Source organism: Janthinobacterium sp. DSP2-3-3 (assembly GCF_049897325.1).
GTDB lineage: Bacteria > Pseudomonadota > Gammaproteobacteria > Burkholderiales > Burkholderiaceae_D > Janthinobacterium.
On record NZ_JAFCWA010000007.1, the window covers coordinates 274570 to 301566 of the forward strand.

The following is a 26997-nucleotide window of genomic DNA, read 5'->3' on the forward strand; positions in this document are numbered from 1 at the left end:
CCAAAAAATTGGCAAACTCAATTAGTAAATTATATAAATCATTTAAACGATTTAAAAATCCTACCACACTACCCTCATCGTATGACAGCGGCGTGACAGGATTGTGACAAGAAGTCGTACGGCGACGACGCTTAGGGCACGATGGTAGTGAACAGATAAACAGCAAAAATCACCAGGTGCACGGTACCCTGCATCACCGTGGTGCGGCCCGTACCCAGCGACAGTGTGGCCACCATCAGCGACAACAACAGCAGCACTGTCGACTTGATATCGAGTCCCAGGGTAATCGTCAGGCCCGTGGCCAGCGATACCACCACCACGGCGGGAATCGTCAGGCCGATGCTGGCCAGTGCGGAGCCGAGTGCCAGATTCAGACTCGTTTGCAAACGGTTGGCGCGCGCGGCGCGCACGGCGGCCAGGCCTTCGGGCAGCAGCACGATGGCGGCGATGACGATGCCGACCAATGTCTTTGGCGCGCCCATGGCGGCAATCGCCGTCTCCAGCGCGGGCGCCAGCGACTTGGCCAGCAGCACCACGGCGCCCAGGCACACCAGCAGCGCGCCGGCGCTGACCCAGGCGACGGTGGGCGTCGGCGGCGCAGCATGCACCTCCTCATCGCCGACGGCTTCCTTGGGCAGGAAGTAGTCGCGGTGGCGCACCGTCTGCACCAGCACAAAAGTGCCGTACAGGACCAGCGAGATGACGGCGATGAAAATGAGCTGGCTGGAGTTGTAATAGGGTCCGGCGGCGCTGGACGTATAATTTGGCAGCACCAGCGTCAGGATGGCGATGGCCGCCAGGGTGGCCAGCGAGGCACTCACGCCCAGCAGGCCGAAAGTCTGCTCGCGGTGGCGCCCGGCGCCCAGCAGCAGGCAGATGCCGACGATGCCGTTCAAAATGATCATGATGGCGGCAAACACCGTGTCGCGCGCCAGTCCCGTCGTTTCCGGTCCGCCGGCCAGCATCAGCGAGACGATCAGCGCCACCTCGATCAGGGTCACGGCCAGCGCCAGCACCAGGGTGCCATACGGTTCGCCGATGCGGTGCGCCACCACTTCCGCGTGGTACACGGCGGCCAGCACGCTGCCGATCAGGCCCGCCACCAGCAGGATCTGGTAGGCGCCGCCGACATTGAAGGTGGAACCGAACAGGAACAGCCAACCGGCAAGGGGGGCGGCAAGCGGCCATACAGGCAGGGATTTAAGCATTTTCATTATGGGCCTGGCAAGAGTAAAAAAAGGGGAACTGCGGTGCGGACGGCAAAGGGGAGCCCAGCGTGCGCGCCATAGCATAACTTGCTTAGCTTAAATGAAAGTTAGGCAATGCACACGTCCGGCTGCCGGCGCCCCGCGTCTCGACTACCTTGCTGCAGTGCACCTGCTTGCTATTGGTAACTATAGTCCCTTTGGTAACATGCCGTTGCAATTTCCTTGTTTTTTTGCTTCCGGCTGCCGTCATAATGCAGGCCCGCCCTCCCGGCACCGATCAAGCACAGACCATGATTTCAGTAAACAGTGCCGCCATGCGTACGTTCATCTTCGCGGGCAGCTTGCTGTGCGCCGCCGCACATGCGGACACGCCGCCAGCGCCCACAGCGCAGCTTGATGCAAACTGGGCCACCCCGCCTGCGCCTGCCGCCGCACCAAGGTGGCAAGACAGCCTGCCGCCTGCGCCACCGGTGGCGCCACGCGAAGAAAAGATCCTGCCCAGGAGTGAATGGTTGAACGTGGAGCCGATGAAGGCGCCTGACAGGCGCTGCGATCCCGGCCTCGACGCCTTGTTCTTGAGCAGGGAATGCGGCAAGGAACCCAGCTGGCTGGGGTCGCCCAAGAAGTAAGCCGATTTAAATATCCAAGGTGCTGGCGCCCTGCGCCTCGACCACCCTGTTGCGGCCCGCCTGCTTGGCCGCCTGCAGCGCCTCGTCGGCCCGCTTGAACAGGCTGACGGTGCTGTCTTCGGCGCGGATGGTGGTCACGCCCAGGCTGGCCGTCAGTTGCAGCACGGCGCGCTCCGTCTTGACGGGCAGCACTTCGACGGCAGCGCGGATGCGCTCGGCCACCATCAGCGCATCGGCCAGGGTCGTGCGCGGCAGCTGGATGGCGAATTCGGCGCCCCCCAGGCGACCCATCAGGTCGCTGTCGCGCAGTTGCTGACGGCACGTGTCGACGATGGTTTTCAGTACCGCGTCGCCCACCGGATGGCCATAGCTGTCGTTGACGCGCTTGAAATGGTCGATATTGAGTACCACCAGCGCCGTCGGCAAGCCGGGCCGGCGCGCCAGCGCCATCCACGGCGCCAGCGCCTGGTAAAAACCGCGCCGGTTCGGCACGCCCGTGGCCGCATCGAGCACTTCCAGGCGCGCCAGTTCGCCGCCCAGTTTTTCACGCGACAGCAGCAGGTAGCCGAAGGCGTTCGTCAGCATCATCAGGTACAGGGCGCCAAAACCGGCCAGCTGCAGCAGCTCGGCATCAAAAGCGGGGACGGCGGCGGCGAGCACGCCGCGCGCGGCGATCAGCAGCGACAGCAGGCCCATGCTGACGACGAGGAAACGGCGCAGCATGCTCGCCTCGCGCCATTTCAGGCACAGCGCGGCCACGCCGGCGAGGAAGAAGCCGGCCACGATCAGCGAACCGCCGGCGCTGCGCAACAGGGGCGCCACGTCGAACAGATAGCAGGCGGCAAACAGCGCCACCGATAGTCCCAGCGCCGGCAATACATAGCGGCGCCAGCCGCTGCGCCCGGCCGCCTGCCACAGCGCGCCCGCGTCGAGCGCCATGCCGGCAAACAGCAGGCTGTTACCGAGCAAGATGGAGAGGAAATCAGGCAGCACGCCGCGGAAATACAGCAAGCACCAGGCCACGGCCTGGCACTGCTTGGCTACCGCCCAGGTAGACATGCTGAGCGACTTCTTGCGCTCGTACTCGAAGAAGAACAGGGCCGCGCACAGGCTCAGGTTGCCGAGTGCCAGGGCCAGTACCAGGGTCTTGATATCCATGGGCTACACTATCGATGCGCAGGCGCGGCGCGCCAGATCAGATTTCGTGTTCGACATTGCTGCTGCCGTCGCCGACCTTGCTGGCCCACGCCTGCACGAAATACTGCTTTTCCACTTCGCTGGGCGCCTCATGCCAAAACACGATGAGGGTGCCCTTGTGATCGTGGATCTGCGCTACTTTTTCAATGAATCCGACATTGTCGGCCTGGTCGGCCAGCGCCGCCGCGTAACCGTACACGCGCGTCAGCCGCTCGATGCGGTCAGGCTCGGTAAAACTGTTCGTCGCCGTAATGATGGGGTGATCCAAAAACATGCTTGTCTCCATGGTGCCCGACTGCGCGGCCGTGCCGCCGCGCGCCATTACACATGCTCGGCGCGGATTAATCGGGTATGCTCACGGGAGCTTATCAGATTTCTCTGAATGCAACAAAGCATCTCCCCCTGTCCACTCAGCGAAGTCGTCCTATGTCGGATAGCAAATTACCTGCCGTGCGCGCGCCCCAGGTGCATACCTGCGGCGACCGGCGTCGCCTGGAATTCCAACCAGGCATGATCCAGAGCGAAATGCTGCTGTCGCGCCCCGATCATCTGCTGCTGCGCTATGCGCGCGCCATGATGTGCTTCACCCTGTTCGTGCCGCGTCCCCGGCATATCCTGATGGTGGGACTGGGCGGCGGCTCGCTGCTGAAGTTCTGCCACCGCTACCTGCCCGAGGCGCGCATCACGGTGCTGGAATTGCGCGCCGACGTGATCGCCCTGCGCGAGCAGTTCATGCTGCCGCCCGACGACGCGCGCTTGCGCATCATCGAAACGGACGCGGTCAGCTATATCCGCCAGCATCCGGGCTGCGCCGACGTGCTGCTGCTTGATGGCTACGATGAAACGGGCCTGCCGCCCGCACTGGGCAGCGCGCGCTTCTATGCGGACTGCCTGCGCGCCCTGCTGCCCGGCGGCGTGCTGGTGGCCAACCTGTTCAGTTATGACGAGCAGTACCCCGCCATGCTGGCGCGCCTGCTGCTCACCTTCCGCGGCGCCGTGTGCCACTTCGATGGCATCGCCGGCAACAACCGCATCGTCTTCGCCGCCAGGCCAGACAAGCGCGGGGCGGGCCGAGCACTGCGCATCGTGCGCCTGGTGCGCTGGCGGCGGATGTGCGGCCTGGCGTTCCTGAACCGCGTGCTGCCCGCATGGCAGTTGTGGCGGGTGCGTCAGCAGTCAGGCGCGGGCAGGGGCTGAAAGTCGTCTTCCCCGGCCATGGATGTTGTTGCTTATTAGTAGTAATTTGGTACAAAATCAGCATGATGGATGTGGTTTATGACAAACTACTGCCTGCGCGGGGCCGGCAGGCGCCGCCGAATTCAAGTATCCATGAAGTGAGATAGGAAAAAACATGCTGCGTGGCCGCCTGCCATTGTCGATCTCTGCCGCGGCCGCGCTGACCTTTACCTGCGGCGTCAGCATCACCGCCGTGCTCTTCGCCGCCATCAGCCAGCTCGAGTACGACAAGATGAGTCTGAGCCTGCAGCAGCGCGCGGGCGCGCGCGTGGCCGCCATCGAGCAGGGACTCGACGATGCGGTCGAGGTGCTGACCACGACCAACCAGCTGTTTGCTGCCGTCATGCCCGTCACGCGCGAGCAGTTCCACGACTTCACCACGCCGCTGCTGCAGCGCCACCCTTTCATCCAGGCCTTCAATTTTCACCGCCTCGTGCCGCATGCGCAGCGCGCCGCATTCGAGGCCGAACTGCGGCGCATCGTGCCCGATTACGCCATGACGGAAATGCGCGACGGCGTCGTTGTGCCCGCGACAACGCGCGCCAGCTACCTGGTGGTGGACTACCTTGAACCCTTGCAGGGTAACCGCCCTGCCTTCGGCTTGAACGTCAGCCCGAACGGCTTGCTGGCGCGCGCGCTGGAACAAGCCATCATCAGCGGCCAGACCACCGCCACCAGCCTGCTGGCCCTGGCGCAGGGACCGCAGCAGGGCTTCGTCATCCTGCGCCCCGTGTACCGCCACGGCATGCCGCTGCAAACGGTGCAGCAGCGGCGCGCGGCGCTGATTGGCGATACGGCGGCCATCGTCCGCGCCGGAGAACTGGTGCAGAAAATCCTCGCCGGCGCCGACCTGCTGGGCGACCCGCAGCTTGAACTCAGCGTCTACGCGGACGCTGGCGCCGACCCGCGCCAGATGATCTTCCGGCATGGCCAGGCACCTGCCGACGAAGCGGGCGGCGCCTGGGAATCGCTGCCACGCTGGCTGCAGTTTGCTTATCACAGCCATTATGACCGGGCATTTTCATCCGCCGGCCGGCCCTGGCATGTGCGCGTGGTGGCCCATCCGCGCCCCTTCCTGGCCGAGCACCTGGGTTCATTGTTCACCCTGATCACGGGCTTGCTGTTCAGCATGCTGACGGCCGCCTTCGTGCAGTCGCTGACGCAGCGCTCGCGCCGCGTGCAGCTGCTGGTGGAACAGCGCACGGCCGACCTCAAGCGCAGCAATGAGCTGCTCAGCGCCGACGTGCGGGCGCGCCAGCGCACGGAACGCGCCTTACAGGAAAGCGAGAAACGTTTCCGCCGCCTGCTGGCCCTGTCCTCGGACTGGTACTGGGAACAGGATGCCAACTTCTGCTTCACCCACATCACCAGCGGTTTTACGGACAAGTCGAACATGCCGCTGGAACGCTTCATCGGCATGACGCGCTGGGAAAACAACCCGGAGATGCGCAATTCGCGCTGGGGCAAGCAGCATATCGCCAACCTGGCAGCGCACCTGCCCTTTTCCAACCTCGAATATGCGATGAAAGACCGCGATGGCCAGCTGCGCTGGTTCAGCATCAACGGCGAACCGCTATTCAACGAGCTGGGCGAATTTCGCGGCTACCGGGGCACGGGGTCCGAAATCACGGAACGCAAGCTGGCCGAGCAGCAAATCCAGCACATCGCCCACCACGACGTGCTGACGGGCTTGCCCAACCGCGCCCTGCTGCGCGACCGCCTGGCGCAAGCGATGGCCCTGTCGCGCCGCAAGAACCGCGCGCTGTGGGTGCTGTTGATCGACCTCGACCGCTTCAAGTTCGTCAATGACAGCCTGGGCCACAAGGCCGGCGACCTGCTATTGAAAACCATTGCCGCGCGCCTGCAGGCCAGCCTGCGCGAAAGCGACACAGTGGCGCGCCTGTCCGGCGACGAATTCGTCGCTATCCTGTGCGAACAGGCCGACGAAGTGCTCAGCGGCGCCATCGTGCAGCGCCTGATGGATGCGGTGGCCCAGCCGGTATTGCTCGACGGCAAGGAATTTTTTGTCACCTGCAGCATCGGCGTGGCCGTCTACGACATGTCGCGCTACGACGCCCCCGGCGACGCGACTTTGAATGGCGAGACGCAGAACCTGATCGAACAGGCCGACATCGCCATGTACTGCGCCAAGAAACAGGGCCGCAACAACATCAAGTTCTACACCACGGCCATGAACCAGGCCACACTGGAGCGCCTGCGCATCGAGACCGCGCTACGCAACGCGCTGGAGCGCGGGCAGTTCGTGCTGCATTACCAGCCGCAGCTGGACTTGGCCAGCGGGCGCATCGTCGGCGTGGAAGCGCTGCTGCGCTGGCAACACCCGGACCTGGGCATGGTAGCCCCGCAGCGCTTCATCGCGCTGGCAGAAGATACGGGTTTGATCGTGCCGATCGGCGCCTGGGTCATGCGCCAGGCATGCGCGCAGATGCAGGCATGGCATGCGGCCGGGCTGGGCCAGCTACGCCTGGCCGTGAACCTGTCGGCGCGCCAGTTCAACGAGCCGAACCTGGTCGCCTCGATCGCCGAAGTGCTGCTTGAAACGGGCCTGCCGCCCGCCTGCCTGGAACTGGAACTGACGGAAAGCCTGTTCATGCACGACGTGGCGCTGGCCGTCAGCCAGCTGCACGACATGAAGGCACTGGGGGTGCAGCTGTCGATCGACGACTTCGGCACCGGCTATTCCAGCTTCGCCTACCTGCGCACCTTCCCCATCGACGTGCTGAAGATCGACCGCAGTTTCGTGGGCGACGTGGCGCGCGACGCGGACGACGCTGCCATCGTCGTCTCCATCATCGCCCTGGCGCACAATTTGAAGCTGCGCGTGGTGGCCGAAGGTGTGGAAACGGTGGAACAGCTGGACTACCTGCGCCAGCACGGCTGCGACGAAGCGCAAGGCTTTTATTTCAGCCACCCGCTGCCCGCGCACGAGGTGGAAGTCCTGCTGCGGGCAGCCATCCACGATACCGGCGCCCTGGCCTGAGCATACTGCGCGGGCCTACAGCTTTTGCTGCAGGAATTCGAGGAAGCAGCTGATGCGCTGCGCCAGTTGCGTATTGCGGTAATACACAGCGTGGATCTGCTGGCGGTAGCCCGTGTAGAACGGCTGCAGCACCTTCACCAGGCGCCCGGCCGCGATGTCGTCCCTCGTCATGAAGTCGGACAGGCAGACGATGCCCTGGTCATGCAGCGCCAACTGGCGCAAGGTTTCGCCGCTGGAAGCGGCCAGCGCAGGCACGATCTGCAGGCTGTTGCCGGCATCGTGGCGCAGCGGCCAGTGATTGCCCAGTTCATATTGCGCAAAACCCAGCAGCGCATGGCTGGCCAGGTCTTCCGGCGCGGCCGGCTCGCCGTGGCGCGCCAGGTAGGCGGGCGTGGCCAGCACGTGCAAAGGACTGGCACTCAGCGGGCGCGCATGCAGGGTCGAGTCGACCAGGGCACCGATGCGGATGGCGATATCGGTGCGGTGCTCGAGCAGGTCGGCGATCTGGTCGTTGCTGGTCAGTTCCAGGCGGATGTCCGGGTACATGGCGCGAAACTCGGCCACGTGGGGCACCACGCAATGCAGCATGAAGGGCGAGGCGGCGTCCACGGACAAACGCCCGGCCGGCTTCTGGCGGCGGATACGGATCGATTCCTCCACATCCTCCATCGAGGCGAGGATGGCGCGCGCCTTGTCCAGGAACAGCTGCCCCTCTTCCGTCAGCTCCATGCGCCTTGTGGTGCGCGTCAAGAGCGAGGTGGCCAGCTTGTCTTCCAGGCGCGACAGGGCGCGGCTGACGCCCGAGGTGGTTTGTCCCAGGTGCACGGCAGCCGCGCTCAGGGTGCCGCTGTCGATGACGGTGACGAAGATTTTCAGGTCGTCCGAATTGATATCCATTGCTGCCTTAATATTGCCGCATTGTTGCGCGATTTTCACATATCACGCCATTATAATGGAATCACGGCAACAGTGATGGCAACACACTACGTCAGGCAACGTAGAACAAAATGGCGATAAAATGACAGCTACTGCCCGCCAGCACGAACAAATGCCAGATGCCGTGGCCATGGCGCAGCTTATGGTCGGTGGCGTAAAAGACAATGCCGCCCGTATAGCACAGCCCGCCTGCCACCAGCCACAGGAAGCCGTTCCACTCGAGCGCCGCCAGCAGCGGTTTGATGCCGATCACGACCAGCCAGCCCATGGCCACGTAAATCACCAGCGACAGGATGCGCGCGCCTTTCGCGTACACATATTCCTGCACGATGCCAAGCAGGGCCAGGCCCCAGACGACGCCGAACAGCGACCAGCCCCATGGCCCGCGCAGGGTCACCAGCATGAAGGGCGTATAGGTTCCCGCGATGAGCAGGTAGATGGCGCAATGGTCGAGCCGCTGCAGCACGACCTTGGCCTTGCCGCGCACGCTGTGGTACAGGGTGGAAGTGAGGTACAGGGTCAGCAGCATGGCCGCATACACGCTGCAGCTGACGATTTTCCAGGGGTCGCCCGTGCGGGCCGCAGCGACGATCAGGATGACGCCGCCGATGGCCGCCAGCGCGGCGCCCACCGTATGGGAAATGCTGTTGAACCGTTCACCGTGGTACATGCTTGACCGCCCGCTGCGTTAAAAACAGGCTCATCGTACACGCTTGGGGAGATCGGGGTGCGCGGTTTGCGCAAGGCAGGGCCTGGAAAAGCCGGGGCGCATGCGATTGCCGCCCCGCTTATTGCTGCTCAGACTATCAAGCTGCTTCCGCCTTTTTGCGCGCGGGACGGCGCGCCGGGGTCTTGCGCGGCGCCTTGGCCGGCTGGTCTTCCGCCACGACGGCCACTTCCACCGGTGCCGCTGCGACAACAGGCGCTACTTCCAGCACGGCGTCAAGCGCTTTCTTGGCCGGCTTTTTCGATGCTGCCGCCTTGCGGGCCGGTGTGCGAGGCTTGGCCTTAGGCTTGGCTTCGGCGACGGTTTCCACAAGCACTTCGGCTACAGGTTCAGGCACTGGCGCAGGCATGGCTTCCACCACTGCCACCTCGACCGCCTCGGCGCGCGCTTCACGGGCGCCATCGCCATTCTTGCGGCCACCACGGCCATTGCGGCGCGAACCGCGCTTGGCGTTGCCCTCTTCGGCCACGGCTTCGGCCACCTCGTGCGCGACCTCCGGCTGCGGCGCCGGCGCATACTGCTCCATGACGGCGACGACCGATTCGGCCTCGGCCACCGGAACGAAGGCCTGTGGCGCTTCACCGCGGCGTTGTTCGTTCTGCTTGCGGCCGCCACGGCCATTGCGGCGCGAATCGCGGCGGCTGCCGCCTTCGCGGCTGTTGCCCTCTTCCGCCGTCACGCCGGTCTCGCCACTGGCGATTGTCTCGCTGGCTGCATCCGCGTTCACGGCAGCCGGCACGGCCACCAGGCCGCTGCTGCGGTAGACATACGCGCCCGATTTCTCGTCACGGCCGAATTCCAGCAAGCCGCGCGTCTGCGCCTCTTCCAGCAGGTTGCCGAAGGTGCGGAAACCGTAATACGATTCGCTGAAGTCCGGCTTGCGGCGCTTGATCGCTTCTTTCAGCATCGAGGCCCAGATCTTGCCGCTGTCGCCGCGCTCGGAAACCAGCGCGTCGAAGGTTTCGACGGCCATTTCGATCGCTTCCGTCTTGCGCAACTCGTACTTTTCCTTGCGGCGCAGTTCTTCGTCGGGCGAGCGCTTGGCGGTTGGCGTGTCTCGCGCGTCGCGCTTGGCGGCCGTGCGGCGGCTCTCGCGCACCAGGTCGTCGTAGAAAATGAATTCGTCGCAGTTCGCCACCAGCAGGTCGGAGGTCGACTGCTTGACGCCCACGCCAATCACCTGCTTGGCGTTCTCGCGCAGCTTCGACACCAGCGGCGAAAAATCGGAATCGCCGCTGATGATGACGAAGGTGTTGACGTGGGCCTTGGTGTAGCACAAGTCCAGCGCATCGACCACCAGGCGGATATCGGCCGAATTCTTGCCGGACTGGCGCACGTGGGGAATTTCGATCAACTCGAAGTTCGCCTCATGCATGGTGCCCTTGAAACTTTTATAACGGTCCCAGTCGCAATATGCCTTCTTGACAACAATACTGCCCTTGAGCAGCAAGCGTTCGAGGATGGGCTTGATATCGAATTTTTCGTAATTTGCATCTCGCACGCCGAGCGCGACGTTCTCGAAGTCGCAAAACACGGCCATGCTGAGGTTTTCTGGGGATGACGCCATAAGGATGAATTCTCGCTGGATGATAAGGGCTGACGGGAAGCGCAACGCCTCCCTTTTCGCCTAGTATATTCGCCCATCCCCCGTTTCGGCGACAACTATCGTGCGCGGCAGCCTATTGCGCGCCGCCGGCGGCGCGCGCACTGGCGCCGGCAACCGGCCAAACGACGCTTTCATCGACCTAATACAACTGGAATAAGGCAAACCAGGTGGAAAATCGCAGACTCCGCAGATGACTTCCCTGCCTGCCCAGACAGTGAGTACCACAGAACAATATTAAAACGACATGACGCACCTATTTTTGTGGCCACCAGCTGCGAAAAAATTATTGCCTTATGCCACCACATTGTCCCCACCGGCAGGAGTACACTAGGTGCATTGCGAAGGAGTTTTCATGTCCATATCCGCCCTCACCACCGGTACCTCGGGGCTGACCGCCAACCAGCGCGCGCTGGATGTGGCCGCCAACAATATCGCCAATGCGAATACGCCGGGCTTCCAGCCGCAATCGGCCAACTTCCAGGAAGCCAGCCCGGCCGGCACGGGCGTCACGCTCTCCGTCGAAGGGCGCAAGCTGGCTGCCAGCGAAAGCGTCAGCGGCGCCAATGCGAATGCGGTCAAGGCGGCTGAAAGCCGGCCGAACGGCGTGGGCCTGGCGTCCGAACTGACGGATAACCTGGTCTACAAGGCCGGCTTCAACCTGTCGGCGAATGTCGTCAAGGCGGCCGACCAAGCCTTGGGCAGCCTGATCGACGTCAAGACTTGAAGCCCTGAGACTATCTACATCATAACCAGCGACAGCGGCGCCATGGCAGGCGCAATCAGCGCCAGCAGCCGTTCGGCCGGAATGCCGTCCCGCGCCTGCACCGACAAGCCATGCAGCAGCGCCGCATAATAATCGCCCAGCGCCTGCACGTCCGCTTCCCCTGTTAACTCTCCCGCCAGCTGCGCCGCGCGCAAGCGCTCGATGACGGCTTGCGTGCGCGCTCGGCGATGTTGCGCCAGCCAGTCGGCGATGCCGGCGTTTTCCGCACTCGTATTCGTGGCGGCCGTGACCACCATGCAGCCTTGCGGCTGGCCACTGCGCGTGTACAGCAGCACCGCTTCTTCCAGCATGCGCGCCACCGCGTCGCGCACATTCAAGCTGGCGGCCAGCGCGTGCACGGCAAACGCGCCCTCGCCCGACTCGTACAGCTCCACGGCTTCGCGGAACAACTGCTCCTTCGAGCCGAACGCCGCATAGATGCGCGCCGAGGCGATGCCCAGCGCCGCCACCAGGTCGGCCATCGATACACCCTCGTAGCCGCGCGTCCAGAATGCGTCGCGCGCTTTTGCCAGCGCCAGCGCGCGGTCGAATTCCCTCGGTCTTCCTGCCATTCTGATCCTCTGCTTGCAAACTGGCGGCCAGTATAACGCCTGGCATGCCACTGTATTTGCGATTTATTTTGCAGTTGCACCTTGACCGCGCAAAAAATTTCGCCTATTCTTTGTCGATCGACAAACAATAGGAGCCGATATGAAAACCATCCAAGGACCCAGCCTGCACCTGGCCCAATTCGCCGCCGACACGGCGCCCTTCAACACCCTGCCTGCCATCGCCGAGTGGGCGGCCGGCATGGGCTTCAAGGCTTTGCAGATTCCCGCCTGGGATGCACGCCTGTTCGACGTGGCGCAAGCTGCGCACAGCCAGCAATACTGCGACGAGCTGGTCGCCATGCTGGCCGGCCATGGCCTGGTCATCAGCGAACTGACGACGCACATCTTCGGCCAACTGGTAGCCGTGCATCCGGCCTACGACGCGCTGTGCGACAGCTTCGCGCCGGAACACCTGCACGGCCAGCCGGCGGCGCGCACGGCGTGGGCCATCGAACAGGTCAAGCTGGCGGCCATGGCCTCGAAACGCCTGGGCCTGACGGAAATGGGCACGTTTTCCGGCTCGTTCGCCTGGCCTTATCTGTTCCCGTTCCCGCAACGCCCGCCCGGCCTGATCGAAACGGCCTTCGACGAACTGGCGCGCCGCTGGCTGCCCATCCTCGACGTGTGCGAAGAACAGGGCGTCAACCTGTGCTATGAAATCCACCCCAGCGAAGACCTGCATGACGGCATCAGCTTCGAGATGTTTTATGAGCGCGTGGGCCGCCATCCGCGCTGCAAGATGCTGTTCGACCCCAGCCACTTCGTGCTGCAGCAGCTGAACTACCTGGAATTCATCGATATCTACAAGGACCACATCCGCATGTTCCATGTGAAGGATGCGGAGTTCAATCCGACGGGACGGCAAGGCATCTACGGCGGCTACCAGTCGTGGGAAAACCGCGCCGGGCGTTTCCGTTCGCTGGGCGATGGCCAGGTCGATTTCAAGGCGATCTTTTCGAAGATGGCACAGAACGACTACGCGGGCTGGGCCACGCTGGAATGGGAATGCTGCCTGAAGGACCAGGAAGTGGGCGCGCGCGAGGGCGTGGCTTTCATCAATGCCCACATCATTCCCGTGACCGGCAAGATCTTCGACGACTTCGCCGGCGCCCCCGTCAGCGCGCAACAGATCAATACCCTGCTGGGCATCGAGCACAACTAAACAAGGAAACCCTATGAACGATTTTACCCACGAATTTACACATGATTACGTCCGCATCGACGGCCAGCGCCTGCATTGCGTGATTGCCGGCGAAGGCACACCCGTACTCCTGATCCCCGGCTGGCCGCAGACCTGGTATGCCTGGCGCCACGTGATGGCGGCCCTGGCGGCCAATGGCTACCAGGCCATTGCCATCGACCCGCCAGGCAGCGGTCACTCCAGCCGCCCGGCCGATGGCTACGATACGGGCGCCGTGGCGGCCACCCTGCACCGCGCCATGCTGGCCCTGGGCCACGCGCAGTACGATGTGGTGGGACACGACATCGGCATGTGGGTGGGCTATGCGCTGGCCAGCGATTTTCCGCAGGCCGTGACAAAACTGGCGCTGACGGAAGCCGTGATACCCGGCCTGGCGCCCGCGCCGCCCATCTTCGTGGCGCCGTCCGACAACATCTTCCTGTGGCACTTCATGTTCAACCAGGTGCTCGATTTGCCGGAAATGCTCACGGCGGGCAAGGAGCGCGAATACATCCGCTTCATTTTCGACCGCTGGTCGTACCGCCGCGACAAGGTGGCCGTCGACGTGTATGCGGACGCCTACGCCACGCCGGGCGCCCTGCGCGCGGGCTTCGCCTACTACCGCGCCATTCCCGAAACCATCCGGCAAAACCTGGAGCGGGCAAAACACAGCCTGCCGATGCCCGTGCTGGCCATCGGCGCCGACCACGCGACGAATGACGCCCCCCTGCTGACCATGCAGGGCAAGGCCGACATTTTACAAGGCGCCATCGTCGCCGAATGCGGGCACTTCATCATGGAAGAACAGCCGGAAGCGTTCATCGCCCACCTGCTGCCCTTCCTGGCGGGAGAAAAGTCAGGAAACAACGCATGAGCCTCGATCCGCTGATCGCTGTCTGGCTGGAACAGACTAGGGATGCGCCGCCCCCCGCCTCGCTGGCAGACTTGCGCGCATCCACGGAAACGGGCTTGCGCCAGCTGCATGGGCCATTGGAAGACGTCGCGTCGATCAAGGATTATGTGCTGCCGGGCGAGCATGCGCTGACCGTGCGCGCCTATGTGCCGGTCGGCGCGGATACGGGCAAGCCTCTGCCGGCCATCGTCTTCGCGCATGGCGGCGGCTGGTGCCTGTGTTCGCTGGATCTGTACGACAATCCGTGCCGCGCGCTGGCCAACGTCACCGGCTGCGTGATTTTTTCCGTCGACTACCGGCTGGCGCCCGAGCACAAGTTCCCCGTGCCGCTGGACGACTTTTACGCGGCGCTGTGCTGGGTCGCCGAGCACGCCACGGCGCTGGGCATCGATGCACGACGCCTGGCCGTGGGCGGCGACAGTGCGGGCGGCAACCTGGCTGCGGCAGCAGCACTGATGGCGCGCGACCAGGCCGGCCCCGCGTTGGCGCACCAGTTGCTGCTGTACCCGGCGCTCGATTTTGCCTTCGACACGCCGTCCTACCAGCGCTATGCGGATGGCCATTCGCTGACGCGCGAAGCCATGCGCTTTTGCTGGTCGGCGTACCTGAACGAGCCGGCTGACGGCATGCAGCCTTACGCGGCGCCCCTGCGGGCCGCGTCGCTCAAGGACTTGCCGCCGGCGACCGTGCTGGTGTGCGAATTCGATCCGCTGCATGACGAAGGCGCGGCGTTTGCGCGGCGCTTGCGCGATGACGGCGTGGCGGCGCAATGCGTGCAGCTCGACGGCATGGTCCATGCATCGATGCACATGCTGGGCCTGACGCCAGCGGCGCGCGGCCTGTTCGACGTGGCGGGCCAGGCCATGCGGCAAGCGCTGGCCGCATAAAAAAATCCCGCCACGGAGTGCTCCGTGGCGGGATGCTTCATTGCAGGCGCCTATCAATCCACCAGCTTGCGCACCTCAATGCCATTCAACCATTTCACGTGGCGCGGACCCGTGCGCATGTCTTTCGCCGAGATGAGGGCGATCTCGCCATCGTTGTCGTCGAGCGCCTTGCCGTTTTTTTCGTAGTAGACGATCACGCCCTCGCCGGCCGGCGCGTTATACAGCTCGCCCCAGGAAAACACCACCGCATAGCCATCGGTCGCCGTGGCGATGATGGCGAGCTTCTTGACGTCGTTATGCCCCGGCGCATCGAGCACCGCCTTGTCGAGGATGTCGCGCAGGCGCACACCCTTGTAACTGGTGATGGTCTCGGCCTTGTCGCCGTTGTGGCGCGTGACGGCGATTTCCCCGCCATTCGCGGGCGGCAGCTGGCGCAGGTCGGCCACCTTCAGGATCAAAGGCGTTTCCACCATGCCCGTCACGGCGAGCGCGTGGCTCATGTTGTCGCGCGCGGCAGCGGGTGCCGACCACGCGGCCGGTGCCGCCGCCAGCAACGACGCCGCTGTACAAGCAGCAAATATTTTCTTGAACATGCTATGTCCTTTCATTGAACAGTTAAAATCAGAACTGGGACTGTGCATTGGCCAGCCAGGTGCGCCCGGCGCTGGGGAAGCCGTCGGACAGCGCATAATTGCGGTCGCCCAGGTTCGCCACGCCCGCTTCCAGCGTCCATGCCGGCAAGGGGCGGTACACGGCCTTCAGGTTCAGCGTCGTAAAACCGCCAAGTTCCAAAGTGTTCGAGACCCAGCGCCCGCTGTTCGATTCCGCGATGGCCACCACGTCGACCTGGCGCGCCGCGTGCAGCACGGCGTGCGCCGTCAGCTTGTGGCGTGGCACGTCCGTCAGGCGGATTGCGCGGTCGCTGACATTTTTCATGTCCGTATACGTGTAGTTGCTGCCGACATCCAGCCAGGCACCGGCGCGGCCACGCAAGCCCAGTTCCACGCCGCTGATATGCGCCCGGCCCGCGTTGCGCATCTGCGCGCGCACACCCGAGACATTCGCCACGCTCTGGATCTTGTCCTTCACGTCGCTGTAGAACAGCGCAACTTCCACCTTGGCGCCCTGCGAGTTTCCTTGATACCCCAGCTCATAGTTCATCGCTTCTTCCGCGCTCAAGGCCGGGTTTTCAATATACGTGCCAAGGCGCTGCGAGTAGCGGTCTTTCAAGGTCGGCAGGCGCGACTTGCGCGCCACGGTGGCGTACATGCGCGCCTCGGCGCCGATCTTGTGGAACAGGCCCGCCTGCAGGTCGGTGGCCGATTGATTACTCGGCAAGGTATACGCATTGCCGGCACTGTAGACGGTGTCCGGGCGCAGTGCATTGCGCGACACGCCCAGCGACAGTTCCGTCGCCACGTTGAGGGCGATGCTGTCTTCCGCGCCCAGGGTCCACAGGGCATCCTTGTACCAGGTATTGCGCACGCCTTTGGCGTCCAGTTCCTGGTGTTCATCGGCCTTGACGCTGGCGACGAAGCGCAGGCTGTGCGCGGCCAGGCGGAACGATTCGAGTTCCACCGCACCGCCATTCGTGCGGTCGTTATAGATGCTGCGCCCGCCGCTGACACTGCCCTGACCGCTGGTTTTCAGGGTCGCGTAGCTGCCGTTCGTGTAGGAGGTGATTTCATTGTCGTAGCTGTCATGGTACAGCCGCAGTTTCAGCCGCTCGGCCTCGCCCAGGCGCGTCTGCGAGACGAAATACACGCTTTCCTTGTTCCAGTACGGCCACTGCCAGTAGCGCGCGCCGACGGGATTGGTCGATGGCGGCTGGCCCTTTTCGCCATGCTGCTTGTAGTAGCTCAATGCATACTCGTCCCCACCCACGGGCGTATAACCTACCTTGAACGACAGTTTATGGTCCTTGCGGTAGGCATTGTTGCGCGTGCCGCCGTCTTCCGTGGCTGTGGGACGGAAGTCGGACGACAGGGGGAAACCGTCGCTGTCGATGTACGACACGCCCGCCTGCAAATACCACAAGCCCTGGTTCATGCCCACGTTGGCCGATACCTGGCGCTCGCTGCCCGAGCCGAAACCGATGGAGGTATCGCCCTCAAGGCGCGCTGCGGGTTTGCGCGAGATCAGGTTGATGGCGCCGCCCAGGGTATTGGCGCCATACGCCACGGAGCTGAAGCCCTTGGCCACCTGGATGGCGGCCAGGTCGGCCGTGCTGAAGCGGTTGAAATCGACATAGCCGTCATACGGCACGTAGACGGGAATGCCGTCGATGTACAGGGGCACCTGGCGAGAGTCGAAGCCGCGGATGGCGACGGTTTTTTCATTACGCGCATTGGTCGACAGCGACACGCCCGACAGCAAATTGAGGGCATCGCCCACATTGTCGCGGTTAAAGCGGCGCATTTCGGCGCGGCTCACTTGTGAACCCACTTGCTGCTCATCCACCTGCGCCACCTGCTCCAGTTGGTCGCGCTGGCCGATCACCGTCACCGTGCCCAGCACGAACGCCGCCGCATCCGCGTCTTCCTTGCCAGCAGCCTGCTGCGCCAGCGCCAGCATCACGGCGCCTGCCATTACCTGTTTCAACATCGTCTTGTTCTTTCCATTCGTTATATATCGTCTTATATAGCGATATACAAAAAAGTACAAAAAAGTACAAAAAAAGCGGCCACGCATGCGGCGGCCGTCACCCAACAGCGCAATATACAGACGTATATAGCGATGCTCAAGCGACAAGACCGGAAACACTTGCGCAGGTCAAATTTCACGCCTTTTTCATGCAGCGCAACATTTCGCTGTGCGAACGAATGTTTCACAAAACGGTTGACATGCGAGATTCAGCTAGGCAAACTGATTTTCAGGGAGTCAGAAAATGAAAGCAAATATGACCAATATTCAGGCCGCAGCCGATCCGGAACTTATCGTTTTCAGCGATGACGAGGAAGGCAAGGACCGCCAGTTCGTCAATGCGCTGGCGCGCGGGCTGGAAGTACTGCGCTGCTTTCGCCCCGGCGAAGTCTTCCTGTCGAACGCGGACATGGCCAAGCGCACGGGCATCCCGAAACCGACGATTTCGCGCCTCACCTACACCCTCACCAAACTGGGCTACCTGAATTACTCGGACAGCCTGGGCAAGTACCAGCTGGGCGCCGGCGTGCTGGCCCTCGGCTACCGCATGCTGTCGAACCTCGACGTGCGCAAGATGGCGCGCCCGCTGATGGAAGAACTGGCCGAACATGCGCAAGCCTCCGTGTCGCTGGGCACGCGCGACCGTCTCAGCATGGTGTACGTGGAAACCTGCCGCAGCAGCGCCAACGTCACCCTGCGCCTTGACGTCGGCTCGCGCATTCCCTTGATGACGACGGCCATGGGCAAGGCCCTGCTGTGCATCCTGCCGCAGGCCGAACGCGACTACCTGATGGACCATGCACGCGTGCACGAGACGGAACGCTGGCCGCGCATCAAGGCCGGCATTGAGCAAGGATTCAAGGATTACCAGGACAGGGGCTTTTGCATCTCGGCCGGCGAGTGGCAGAACGACGTGCATGCCGTGGGCGTGCCCATGCTGGGTGCCGATGGCGAGCAGGTGATGGCCTTCAATTGCGGCGGCCCCGCCTTTTTGCTATCGCGCGAAAAACTCGAATCCGACCTGGGACCGCGCCTGGTCGCCCTGGTCAAGAGAGTGGAAAAAAACCTGGGCCGCGGTTAGACTGCGCGCCCCCTCTTAACATCGCCTCCGAGGACCCCGATGATACGCGACGAAGAAACCCTGAACATCCTGCTCGACAGCATCGCCCGTTTCGTGCGCGAAGTGCTGGTGCCGAACGAGGCGCTGGTGGCCGAAACGGATACGATCCCGCCCGCCATCGTGGCGCAGATGCGCGAACTGGGCCTGTTCGGCCTGTCCATCCCGGAAGCCTATGGCGGCCTGGAACTGAGCATGGAAGAGGAAGTCAGGGTCGCGTTTGAAATCGCCCGCACTTCGCCCGCCTTCCGCTCGCTGATCGGCACGAACAACGGCATCGGCTCGCAAGGCATTGTTATCGACGGCACGGAGGCGCAGAAACAGCACTACCTGCCGAAACTGGCGGCCGGCGAGATCATCGGTTCGTTCGCCCTGACGGAAGCCGGTTCCGGGTCAGACGCGGCATCGCTGCGCACGAGCGCCGTGCGCGATGGCGACTTTTATATCCTCAACGGCAGCAAGCGCTATATCACCAACGCGCCCGAAGCCAGCATCTTTACCGTCATGGCGCGCACGGACCCCGTCAAGCGGGGGGCCTCGGCCATCTCCGCCTTCATCGTGGAAAGGGACACGCCGGGCCTCTCGCTGGGGAAAATCGATAAAAAGATGGGCCAGCAAGGCGCGCATACCTGCGACGTCATCTTTGAAAACTGCCGCGTGCCGGCCGCGAACATCATCGGCGGCAAGGAAGGCGTGGGTTTCAAGACGGCCATGAAAGTGCTCGACAAGGGCCGCTTGCACATCGCCGCCGTCTGCGTGGGCGCGGCCGAACGCATGCTGGCCGACGCCCTGGCGTATGCGATGGAGCGCCAGCAGTTCGGCCAGCCCATCGCCGAATTCCAGCTGATCCAGGCCATGCTGGCCGACAGCAAGGCCGAGATTTACGCGGCGCGCAGCATGGTGCTCGACGCCGCGCGCCGGCGCGACAACAAGGAAGACATCTCGACGGAAGCGTCGTGCTGCAAGCTGTTCGCCTCCGAAATGTGCGGCCGCGTGGCCGACCGCTCCGTGCAGATCCACGGCGGCGCCGGCTACATCAGCGAATACGCGGCCGAGCGCTTCTACCGCGACGTGCGCCTGTTCCGCATCTACGAAGGCACGACGCAGATCCAGCAGATCGTCATCGCCCGCAACATGATCAAGGCAGCACAAAAGTGAAGGAGGCCGCGATGGACATTCCAGCCTTGCTGGCCGGCCTGCCAGCTCGCCTGTCGGCCATCCCCGCCTACTGGGCGGCGCGCGCGCCCGACGCGCCCGCGCTGCATGAAGCTGGCCGCAGCTGGACCTACGCCCAGCTGCAGCACAGTGTAGAAAATGCAATGCAGTTGTTGCGCCAGCTGGACGTGCGCGCCGGCGACCGCCTGATGGTGGTGGGAGAGAACGGCGCGCTGCAGGTGGCGCTGATCTTTGCAGCGGCCAGCATCGACGCGTGGATCGTCAACGTCAATGCGCGCCTGTCCGCGCGCGAGATCGACAGCATCGCAGGCCACTGCTCGGCGCGGCGGCTGCTGTTCCTGGCAGGCGCCTCGCCGGAAGCGGCCGCGCATGCTGCACGTCTGGGCGCGGCCAGCGCCACGGTCGACGGCATGGGAGAGCTGCTGGCGGGCGAGTTAAACGAGGCAGCCATCGCGGAAGACACGGTCACCGGCAACGAACAGGTGGCCGCGCTGATCTACACCACGGGCACCACGGGACAGTCAAAAGGCGTGATGCTGACGCACCGCAACCTGCTGTTCATCGCCGCCGTCTCCAGCACATTACGGGGCCTGACCAGCACCGACCGCGCCTACGGCGTGCTGCCCATCTCGCATGTGTACGGTCTGGCCTCGGTTGCCCTGGGCACCCTGTATGCGGGCGCCGCCCTGTACCTGGTGCCGCGTTTTTCCGTCGACGGCCTGCTGGCCGCGCTGAAAGACGATGAATTGACCATCGTGCAGGGCGTGCCCGCCATGTACGCCAAGCTGCTGCAAACCCTGGGCGGCGCGGATACGCCGTTGCCCACGCGGCTGCGCTTTGCGTATGCGGGCGGCTCGCCGCTGGCACCATCGCTCAAGCGGAACGTGGAAAAGCTGCTGGGCACCACGCTGCACAATGGCTATGGCATGACGGAAAGCGCGCCCACCATCAGCCAGACGCGCCTGGAAGCGCCGCGCCCCGACGATTCGGTGGGCATGCCGATTCCCGGCGTGGAAGTGCGCGTGGTAGACGTGGCGGGTAAGGACGTGAAGCCGGGCGAGCCGGGAGAATTGTGGATACGCGGACCGAACGTCATGGCCGGCTATTACCGTGAACCGGCCATGACGGCGGCCACCATGCGCGACGGCGGCTGGCTCAACACGGGCGACATGGCGCGCCAGGAACCGGACGGCGCGCTGTTCATCGTGGGCCGCACCAAGGAATTGATCATCCGCTCCGGCTTCAATGTGTATCCATTGGAAGTGGAAACGGCCCTCAACGCCCATGCTTCCGTGGTGCAGTCGGCCGTGGTGGGACGCACCCTGGACGATGGCAACGAGGACGTCATCGCCTATGTGGAACTGGACCCGCAGCACCCCGTGAAAGTGCAGGCATTGCAGGACTACCTGGCGCAGACCCTGTCGCCCTACAAGTGCCCGTCGGCCATCATCGTCATGGAAACGCTGCCGGCCGCTGCGACGGGCAAGATTTTAAAGGGGCAGCTGCGGCAGATGGCGCAGAATGCACGATAAGTTGACCATGCTGTACCAGATCCCGACAATAAAACCAAGTCACATCACCGGAGGAGACACGATGAAACGCACATACACACGCATCGCCATGGCAGCGCTGGTTGCCAGCGCCTGGATGACGCAGGCCAGCGCCGAAGAATTCCTGGTCGGCGCGGAAATCCCCCTGACGGGCAACCTGGCCAGGGTCGGCGCCGGCATGCAGGAAGGCATCATGGTGGCAGCCGAGGTATTCAACAAGACCAACGGCAAACACACCATCAAGATCGTCACCGTCGATGACGAATCGGCACCCGCCAAGGCGATTGCCGCAGTGGAGAAGCTGGCCAGCCAGGGCGCGGTGGCCATCACGGGCGGCTATGGCTCGAACAATATCTCGCCCGCCTCGGACACGGCAAATAAACTGGGCCTCGTCTACATCACCTCGGGCGGCGTGGACGACAGCCTGGTGAACAGCGGGCGCAAGAATTTTTTCCGCATCAATAACACGGCCGGCTACGAAAAAGCCATGCTGGGATTGCTGCAGGACGTGGGCGCCAAATCCGTCTCCATCGTGTATTCGACCAAGGACGCCACCACGGGTCTGGCCAAGGACGTGGAAAAAGCCCTGGCCGCCAAAGGTGTGAAAGTGACGACGCACTCGTTCGACCCGGCCATTACGGATTTCAAGCCCATCATCAACAAGATCAAGCTGCAGGACAAATCCGAAGTCGTGGCCATGGTCGGCTACGAAAACGATTACGTGGGCATCATCCGCGCCGCCCGCGTGCTCAAACCAAAAATCAAGGCCATGGTGGGCGTGTGGTCGCTGGCCACGCCGAAAATGGCAGCCGACTTCCCCGACCTGATGCCGAACGTGTTCGGCACGGCCCTGCTGCCCTTCCCCACCGAATTCAAGACAGCCGACGGCAAGGCATTCAGCGACGCCTACAAGCAGCTGTACAAGAAGGAACCGGACTACCTGGGCCAGTTCGGCTACGTGCAATCGATGCTGCTGTTCGAAGCCATCGCGCGCGCGGCCGACAAGGGCACGCTCAAGAAAGGCGGCGTGGCCGAGGAGATGCGCAAGACGGACCGCGAAACCCTGATCGGCCGGGTGCAGTTCGCCGCCAATGGCGACAACCTGAACTTCGTGCACCGCATGGCGCAGCACCAGGACAAGAAAGTGGTGATCGTCTGGCCAAAGGAACAAGCCACGGGCAAGCTGGCCTACCCGGCGCTGCCCTGGTAAGCATCCGCCCCCTGCACACGCGCGCGCCCGCCCGGGCGCGCACCGATGAACGGCGCTCCAGGCATGCGCCTGGGCCGCCTGACGGGATGACGATATGACAGAATTAATCTTGCAAGCCCTGTATTCAGGCTTGCTGCAGGGCGGCTCCTACGCCCTGATCGCACTGGGACTGGCGCTGGTCTTCGGCACCATGAAAGTGATCAACCTGGCGCACGGCGAACTGGTACTGCTGGCCGCTTACATCGCCTACAGCGTCGAATCGGGCCTGGGACTCGGTCCCATGTTCGCCATTCCCATCGCGCTGGTGATCGTCAGCCTGACGTCCGTGGGCGTGTACCTGATCGTCAGCCGCATCAAGAAGGACCGCGAAATCAATTCGCTGATCCTCACCTACGGCATCGGCGTCATTCTCACCAATTTCATCCTGCTGGTATGGAAGGCTGACATCCGTTCGACCTCGTCGAGCTGGCTGCAGGAAGGCATCGAGATCGGCCCCTTCTTCAGCATGCGCAGCGAAGTGATTTTCTTCGGCGTCAGCCTGGTGCTGATGGCGGCCCTGTGGCGCTGGCTGGCCACTAGCTGGTATGGCCGCGCTGTGCGCGCCGTCTCCAGCAACCGCGACGCGGCCAAGCTGATGGGCATCGACCCGGGCCGCACGGAACTGGTCTCCTTTTTAGTCGCCGGCATCCTGGCCGCCTTCGCCGGTGTGGCCCTGTTCAGCTATGGCGTGATCCAGCCTGCCTACGGTGGCGCGCTGACGGTGAAAGCCTTCATCATCACGGTCCTCGCCGGCATCGGCTCGATCCCCGGCGTGCTGATCGCCGCCGTGCTGCTGGGCGTGGCCGAGGCGCTGACCGTCACCCTGGCCAGCTCCGCGCTGCAGGAATTGTCCGGCATGCTGCTGTTCTTGCTGGTGCTGTTCATCATGCCAAACGGCTTGTTCGGCGCACAACGGAGGCGCGGATGAAGCGCTCCACACTGATTTCAACGGCCGGCCTGCTGCCGGCCGCCTATATCGCCGTGCCGCTGGCCCTGGGCGGCAACCAGTATGTGATGAGCATGGTCGTGGCGGCCCTGGTCATCGGCGGCGTGGCCATGTCCTGGGCCCTGCTCGGTAATTTGGGCGGCATGGTCAGCTTCGGCCATGCGGCGTTCTTTGGCGTGGGCGCGTATGTCTCCGCCCTCACTACCGTGAAACTGGGCTTGCCCGTGTTTGCCGCCATGCTGCTGGGCGGAGCGGGGGCGGCCATCGCCGCTGTCATCATGCTGCCCGTGCTGCGCCTGCGCGGGCCATATTTTGCGCTGGCCATCCTCGCCTATGCCCACATCTTCCGCATCCTGGCCACGGAATGGAGTGCCGTCACGGGCGGCGCCGGCGGCATCAATAATATTCCCGCCTTGCCCACCGTCTTCGGCTTCGACCTGGCCAACAAGACGGGCGCCTACCTGGTGGTGCTGACCCTGGTGGTATGCTGCGCCTTCGCCTACAGCCGCATCCGCGCCAGCCATTACGGCATCGCCCTGCGCGCCATGCACGACAGCGAAGACGCCACGCGCGTCGTCGGCGTCAACAGCACCTTGCTGAAAGGCGCGATGCTGCTCGTGTCGGCCTTCATGGCGGGCCTGTTCGGCGCCTTCAACGCCCACTACATCAACTTCCTGGAACCGGACTACGCCTTCAACAGCCTGTGGGTGACCTTGCCCATCGTGGCGGCCATCTTCGGCGGCTATCGCACGATACTCGGCCCCGTGCTGGGCGCCGTGGTGGTCTACCTGGTGGACCAGCTGATCTTCAAGTCGCTGATTCCCACGGGCCACCAACTGGTGCTGGGCGTGCTGCTGGTGGCGATGATCGTCTTCAGTCCGAGCGGCTTGCTGCCGCTGCTGCACAAACTGGTCAAGGGCAAAGCGAAGGAGAAACAACATGCTTGAACTCGATAATGTCTGCGTGCGCTTCGGCGGCCTGATGGCCGTCGATTCCGTCACCCTGCACGTGGGCAGCCACGACGTGCTCGGCCTGGTGGGCGCAAATGGCGCCGGCAAGACTACGCTGTTTAATGCGATTTCCGGCCTGGTGCGCCCCACCAGTGGCCGCATCCGCTTCGAGGGGCGCGCCATCATGGCCACGCCCATGTACCAGCGCGCCCGCCTGGGATTGGGACGCACCTTCCAGATTCCGCAGCCCATGCATGAGTTGACGGTGCGCGAAAACCTCATCGTGGCGCAGCGCTTCGGCACCGGCAAGGTGGACATGCGCAAGATCGATGAAATCCTCGATTTCACGAGCTTGGCGGACAAGGCCGGGCGCGACGCGGCCAGCGAACTGGCGCTGACGGAACTGAAAGCGCTGGAAGTGGCCAAGGCGCTGGCCATCAATCCGAAGCTGCTGCTGCTCGATGAAGTGCTGGCTGGCCTGGAAACAAACGGCAAGCGCCGTTTCATGGGCATGCTGAAGGACTTGCATGCTGCCTTCGGCGTGGGCATCGTCATGATCGAGCACGACATCGAGACCATCAGCAATCTGTGCCAGCGCGTGGCCGTGCTCAATTTTGGCCAGCTGATCGCAGACGGCACGCCGGACGCCGTCTTCCGCGATGCGGCCGTCATCGAGAGCTATACGGGAGCCGTTCATGCCTGAAACGATGCTTGAAATAAGTAAACTGCGCGCCGGCTATGGCGCCATCAATGTGCTGTGGGATGTGTCGCTGTCCATCCAGAAGGGCAAGCTGACCACCATCATCGGCCCGAACGGGGCCGGCAAGACGACCCTGCTGCGCGCCATCATGGGCTTGCTGCCCGTGGGCGCGGGCAGCATCGCGCTCGATGGCGTGGGCATCAATGGCACGCCCACCTGGAAGATGAGCGACGCGAGGGTCACCATGATCCCCGAAGGACGCATGACGTTTCGCGACATGAGCGTGGAAGAAAACCTGATCATGGGCGCCTTCCCGAAAGAGCACCGCAGCCACATGCCGAAGCGCCTGGCCGAAGCCTACGCCATGTTCCCGCGCCTGCACGAACGGCGCAAGCAACTGGCCGGATCGCTGTCTGGCGGCGAGGCGCAGATGCTGGCGATGGCGCGCGGCTTGATGTCCGACCCGTCGCTGCTGATCGTCGACGAGCCTTCGCTGGGTCTGGCGCCAATGGTGGTCAACGAGCTGTTCGAGATCCTCGCGCGCCTGAACGACGGCCGGCGCACCATCATCCTGGTCGAACAAAACACGGCGCGCGCCGTGGGCGTGGCCGATCACGTCTACCTGATGCAAAGCGGCAAAGTGGCGCTGTCGCAGGCGGCCATTGATGTCGACCTCGAGCACCTGCACGAACTCTATTTTGCGCGCTGAACAATTTGCTCTGCGCGAGGTTTGACCGGCCTGCCGCCGTCAATCCTCGTCGTCGGCCAGTTTATCAAACGCCAGCAGGGCACTCTTGCCGAGTCCTGCCGTCACGAAAGGATCGTCGGCAGGAAAGCGGCCGGTATCGACCAGCATGCGCAGCTTGCTCAAGCGCTCGCCCAGCGCCAGCGCTTGCGCCTGCGGATCGGCATCGGCATCGGCGTGGGTATCGACGCCGGCATGCTCGATCGCGCGGGTCACGGACGCGGGAAACTCCCATAATTCGGCGATCCGTACCGACAAGATACGCGCTTGCGCAAACACCTGTGCAATGAAGGCGTCCGATTGCGGAAACGCATCGGGCGCATGCATCTGGTCGATCAGCCGGAACGCCACCACCAGACCGACATTGGCCATCAATCCCGCGAGATAGGCATCGAAGGCGTTGGCCTGCATTGCCGGCGCGACCAGGTTGGCCGCCAGCGCGCATTTCTCGGACTGGCGCCAGATCAGCGGCGCCGTGCGCACGGTCAGCCCGCCGCTTTGCATGCTGACGATGGGGCGGAAGGCGACGCGGGCGAGCAGCATGCGCATGCCGTTTTGCCCGAGCAGCATGACGGCGCCTTCCATGTTGTTGATCGACGGGCTGGCGTTGTAGCGCGAATGGTAGCAGGGCCGGTTCGCTTCGCGGTAGACCTCGGCGACCAGCAAGACGTCCTGGGCCAGTTGGCGCGACAGCTCGGCCGCGCTCATATTTTCATTTTGCAAGGTTCGCATCAACTGCGGAATGATGGCCGGAATGCGCGGCACCAGCGCGGCGCCAGCGATCGGTTCGCGGGCCAGGCGCGTCAATTCGTCCAGAATCTGCTGTTCGGCCTGCTCGGTAGCCTGCGCCGAACCGGCGGCCGCCAGCCAGCGGTAGTAGATGGCATCGATTTCGGCGATGCTGGCTGGCTGCCGTGTCATCTCGGGCGCTGCCGCTGCCGTGACTGGCGCAGCCTTGTTTTTTTCGTCGCCGCCGTTCAGTAATTTTCCTATCCAACCCATTTTGCTATCCAAACCTTATATGCAT

General features: G+C 63.6%; 25 protein-coding genes. 15 read left to right on the plus strand and 10 right to left on the minus strand.

Going from position 1 to position 26997, the window contains the following annotated elements:
- Nucleotides 1-131: 131 nt before the first annotated feature.
- Nucleotides 132-1214 (minus strand): calcium:proton antiporter, encoded by a 1083-nt coding sequence (locus tag ACP7DE_RS16345; RefSeq protein WP_071077959.1) that lies wholly within the window; start codon nucleotides 1212-1214, stop codon nucleotides 132-134.
- 284 nt (nucleotides 1215-1498) lie between these two features.
- Between ACP7DE_RS16345 and ACP7DE_RS16350 the strand changes: the two genes are divergently transcribed.
- Entirely contained in the window at nucleotides 1499-1837 is a 339-nt protein-coding gene (locus tag ACP7DE_RS16350) for a hypothetical protein (RefSeq protein ID WP_426073076.1), read from the plus strand.
- A gap of 6 nt (nucleotides 1838-1843) precedes the next feature.
- Here the strand turns inward: ACP7DE_RS16350 and ACP7DE_RS16355 are convergent, their stop codons facing one another.
- Both ACP7DE_RS16355 and ACP7DE_RS16360 read right to left on the minus strand, forming a co-directional pair.
- Complete coding sequence (locus ACP7DE_RS16355) at nucleotides 1844-2995, minus strand: diguanylate cyclase (RefSeq protein ID WP_426073077.1); 1152 nt, start codon at nucleotides 2993-2995, stop codon at nucleotides 1844-1846.
- Between the two features lie 37 nt (nucleotides 2996-3032).
- Nucleotides 3033-3308, minus strand: coding sequence for a hypothetical protein (locus ACP7DE_RS16360; protein WP_426073078.1), 276 nt, complete (start codon nucleotides 3306-3308; stop codon nucleotides 3033-3035).
- Nucleotides 3309-3460: 152 nt separating this feature from the next.
- Here ACP7DE_RS16360 and ACP7DE_RS16365 point away from each other — a divergent pair, with 152 nt between their 5' ends.
- Together ACP7DE_RS16365 and ACP7DE_RS16370 are read left to right on the plus strand one after the other, a co-directional pair.
- The gene (locus tag ACP7DE_RS16365) at nucleotides 3461-4231 is read left to right on the plus strand and encodes a transferase spermidine synthase (protein ID WP_426073079.1); all 771 of its coding nucleotides are present in this window, start codon (nucleotides 3461-3463) and stop codon (nucleotides 4229-4231) included.
- A gap of 154 nt (nucleotides 4232-4385) precedes the next feature.
- Nucleotides 4386-7271: a bifunctional diguanylate cyclase/phosphodiesterase gene (locus ACP7DE_RS16370; RefSeq protein ID WP_426073080.1), complete on the plus strand. Its 2886-nt coding sequence runs from the start codon at nucleotides 4386-4388 to the stop codon at nucleotides 7269-7271.
- A 15-nt stretch (nucleotides 7272-7286) separates the two neighbouring features.
- Here ACP7DE_RS16370 and ACP7DE_RS16375 read toward each other — a convergent pair whose 3' ends face one another.
- The 3 genes from ACP7DE_RS16375 to ACP7DE_RS16385 all read right to left on the minus strand — a co-directional run bounded on the left by ACP7DE_RS16375 (nucleotide 7287) and on the right by ACP7DE_RS16385 (nucleotide 10501).
- Entirely contained in the window at nucleotides 7287-8168 is an 882-nt protein-coding gene (locus ACP7DE_RS16375; protein ID WP_426073081.1) for a LysR substrate-binding domain-containing protein, read from the minus strand.
- Nucleotides 8169-8259: 91 nt separating this feature from the next.
- On the minus strand, nucleotides 8260-8877 hold the full coding sequence (gene trhA / locus ACP7DE_RS16380; RefSeq protein WP_426073082.1) for a PAQR family membrane homeostasis protein TrhA: 618 nt from the start codon (nucleotides 8875-8877) through the stop codon (nucleotides 8260-8262).
- A gap of 136 nt (nucleotides 8878-9013) precedes the next feature.
- Nucleotides 9014-10501: an NYN domain-containing protein gene (locus ACP7DE_RS16385; RefSeq protein ID WP_426073083.1), complete on the minus strand. Its 1488-nt coding sequence runs from the start codon at nucleotides 10499-10501 to the stop codon at nucleotides 9014-9016.
- 391 nt (nucleotides 10502-10892) lie between these two features.
- Here ACP7DE_RS16385 and ACP7DE_RS16390 point away from each other — a divergent pair, with 391 nt between their 5' ends.
- Nucleotides 10893-11264 (plus strand): flagellar basal body protein, encoded by a 372-nt coding sequence (locus ACP7DE_RS16390; RefSeq protein WP_426073084.1) that lies wholly within the window; start codon nucleotides 10893-10895, stop codon nucleotides 11262-11264.
- 14 nt (nucleotides 11265-11278) lie between these two features.
- On the opposite strand, the gene ACP7DE_RS16395 is transcribed toward ACP7DE_RS16390, so the two are convergent.
- A complete protein-coding gene (locus ACP7DE_RS16395) occupies nucleotides 11279-11875 on the minus strand; it encodes a TetR/AcrR family transcriptional regulator (protein WP_426073085.1) in 597 nt (198 codons plus the stop codon).
- Nucleotides 11876-12014: 139 nt separating this feature from the next.
- Between ACP7DE_RS16395 and ACP7DE_RS16400 the strand changes: the two genes are divergently transcribed.
- The 3 genes from ACP7DE_RS16400 to ACP7DE_RS16410 are packed head-to-tail and all read left to right on the plus strand — an operon-like array spanning nucleotide 12015 to nucleotide 14894.
- The gene (locus tag ACP7DE_RS16400) at nucleotides 12015-13076 is read left to right on the plus strand and encodes a sugar phosphate isomerase/epimerase family protein (protein WP_426073086.1); all 1062 of its coding nucleotides are present in this window, start codon (nucleotides 12015-12017) and stop codon (nucleotides 13074-13076) included.
- Nucleotides 13077-13089: 13 nt separating this feature from the next.
- Nucleotides 13090-13968, plus strand: a complete 879-nt coding sequence (locus ACP7DE_RS16405; RefSeq protein ID WP_426073087.1) for an alpha/beta fold hydrolase — start codon at nucleotides 13090-13092, stop codon at nucleotides 13966-13968.
- Nucleotides 13965-14894, plus strand: coding sequence for an alpha/beta hydrolase (locus tag ACP7DE_RS16410; RefSeq protein ID WP_426073088.1), 930 nt, complete (start codon nucleotides 13965-13967; stop codon nucleotides 14892-14894). The genes ACP7DE_RS16405 and ACP7DE_RS16410 overlap by 4 nt, the downstream gene beginning before the upstream one ends.
- Before the next feature lie 53 nt (nucleotides 14895-14947).
- Here the strand turns inward: ACP7DE_RS16410 and ACP7DE_RS16415 are convergent, their stop codons facing one another.
- Both ACP7DE_RS16415 and ACP7DE_RS16420 read right to left on the minus strand, forming a co-directional pair.
- The gene (locus ACP7DE_RS16415) at nucleotides 14948-15487 is read right to left on the minus strand and encodes a molybdopterin-dependent oxidoreductase (RefSeq protein ID WP_426073089.1); all 540 of its coding nucleotides are present in this window, start codon (nucleotides 15485-15487) and stop codon (nucleotides 14948-14950) included.
- A gap of 28 nt (nucleotides 15488-15515) precedes the next feature.
- Nucleotides 15516-17498: a TonB-dependent receptor plug domain-containing protein gene (locus tag ACP7DE_RS16420; RefSeq protein WP_426073090.1), complete on the minus strand. Its 1983-nt coding sequence runs from the start codon at nucleotides 17496-17498 to the stop codon at nucleotides 15516-15518.
- 295 nt (nucleotides 17499-17793) lie between these two features.
- Here ACP7DE_RS16420 and ACP7DE_RS16425 point away from each other — a divergent pair, with 295 nt between their 5' ends.
- The 8 genes from ACP7DE_RS16425 (at nucleotide 17794) to ACP7DE_RS16460 (ending at nucleotide 25934) form a co-directional block, all read left to right on the plus strand.
- A complete protein-coding gene (locus ACP7DE_RS16425) occupies nucleotides 17794-18618 on the plus strand; it encodes an IclR family transcriptional regulator (protein ID WP_426073092.1) in 825 nt (274 codons plus the stop codon).
- Between the two features lie 39 nt (nucleotides 18619-18657).
- Nucleotides 18658-19812, plus strand: coding sequence for an acyl-CoA dehydrogenase family protein (locus ACP7DE_RS16430; RefSeq protein WP_426073093.1), 1155 nt, complete (start codon nucleotides 18658-18660; stop codon nucleotides 19810-19812).
- Nucleotides 19813-19823: 11 nt separating this feature from the next.
- Nucleotides 19824-21362: a class I adenylate-forming enzyme family protein gene (locus ACP7DE_RS16435; protein WP_426073094.1), complete on the plus strand. Its 1539-nt coding sequence runs from the start codon at nucleotides 19824-19826 to the stop codon at nucleotides 21360-21362.
- A gap of 61 nt (nucleotides 21363-21423) precedes the next feature.
- The gene (locus tag ACP7DE_RS16440) at nucleotides 21424-22590 is read left to right on the plus strand and encodes an ABC transporter substrate-binding protein (protein ID WP_426073095.1); all 1167 of its coding nucleotides are present in this window, start codon (nucleotides 21424-21426) and stop codon (nucleotides 22588-22590) included.
- Between the two features lie 94 nt (nucleotides 22591-22684).
- Nucleotides 22685-23557 carry a branched-chain amino acid ABC transporter permease gene (locus tag ACP7DE_RS16445; RefSeq protein WP_426073096.1) on the plus strand — a complete coding sequence of 291 codons (873 nt, stop codon included), beginning with the start codon at nucleotides 22685-22687 and terminating at the stop codon, nucleotides 23555-23557.
- On the plus strand, nucleotides 23554-24522 hold the full coding sequence (locus tag ACP7DE_RS16450; RefSeq protein ID WP_426073097.1) for a branched-chain amino acid ABC transporter permease: 969 nt from the start codon (nucleotides 23554-23556) through the stop codon (nucleotides 24520-24522). The genes ACP7DE_RS16445 and ACP7DE_RS16450 overlap by 4 nt, the downstream gene beginning before the upstream one ends.
- A complete protein-coding gene (locus ACP7DE_RS16455; RefSeq protein WP_426073098.1) occupies nucleotides 24515-25228 on the plus strand; it encodes an ABC transporter ATP-binding protein in 714 nt (237 codons plus the stop codon). Before ACP7DE_RS16450 ends, ACP7DE_RS16455 begins: the two co-directional genes overlap by 8 nt.
- Before the next feature lie 4 nt (nucleotides 25229-25232).
- Entirely contained in the window at nucleotides 25233-25934 is a 702-nt protein-coding gene (locus ACP7DE_RS16460; RefSeq protein ID WP_426073147.1) for an ABC transporter ATP-binding protein, read from the plus strand.
- Nucleotides 25935-25973: 39 nt separating this feature from the next.
- Here the strand turns inward: ACP7DE_RS16460 and ACP7DE_RS16465 are convergent, their stop codons facing one another.
- Nucleotides 25974-26972, minus strand: a complete 999-nt coding sequence (locus ACP7DE_RS16465) for an HDOD domain-containing protein (protein ID WP_426073099.1) — start codon at nucleotides 26970-26972, stop codon at nucleotides 25974-25976.
- Nucleotides 26973-26997: the final 25 nt, after the last annotated feature.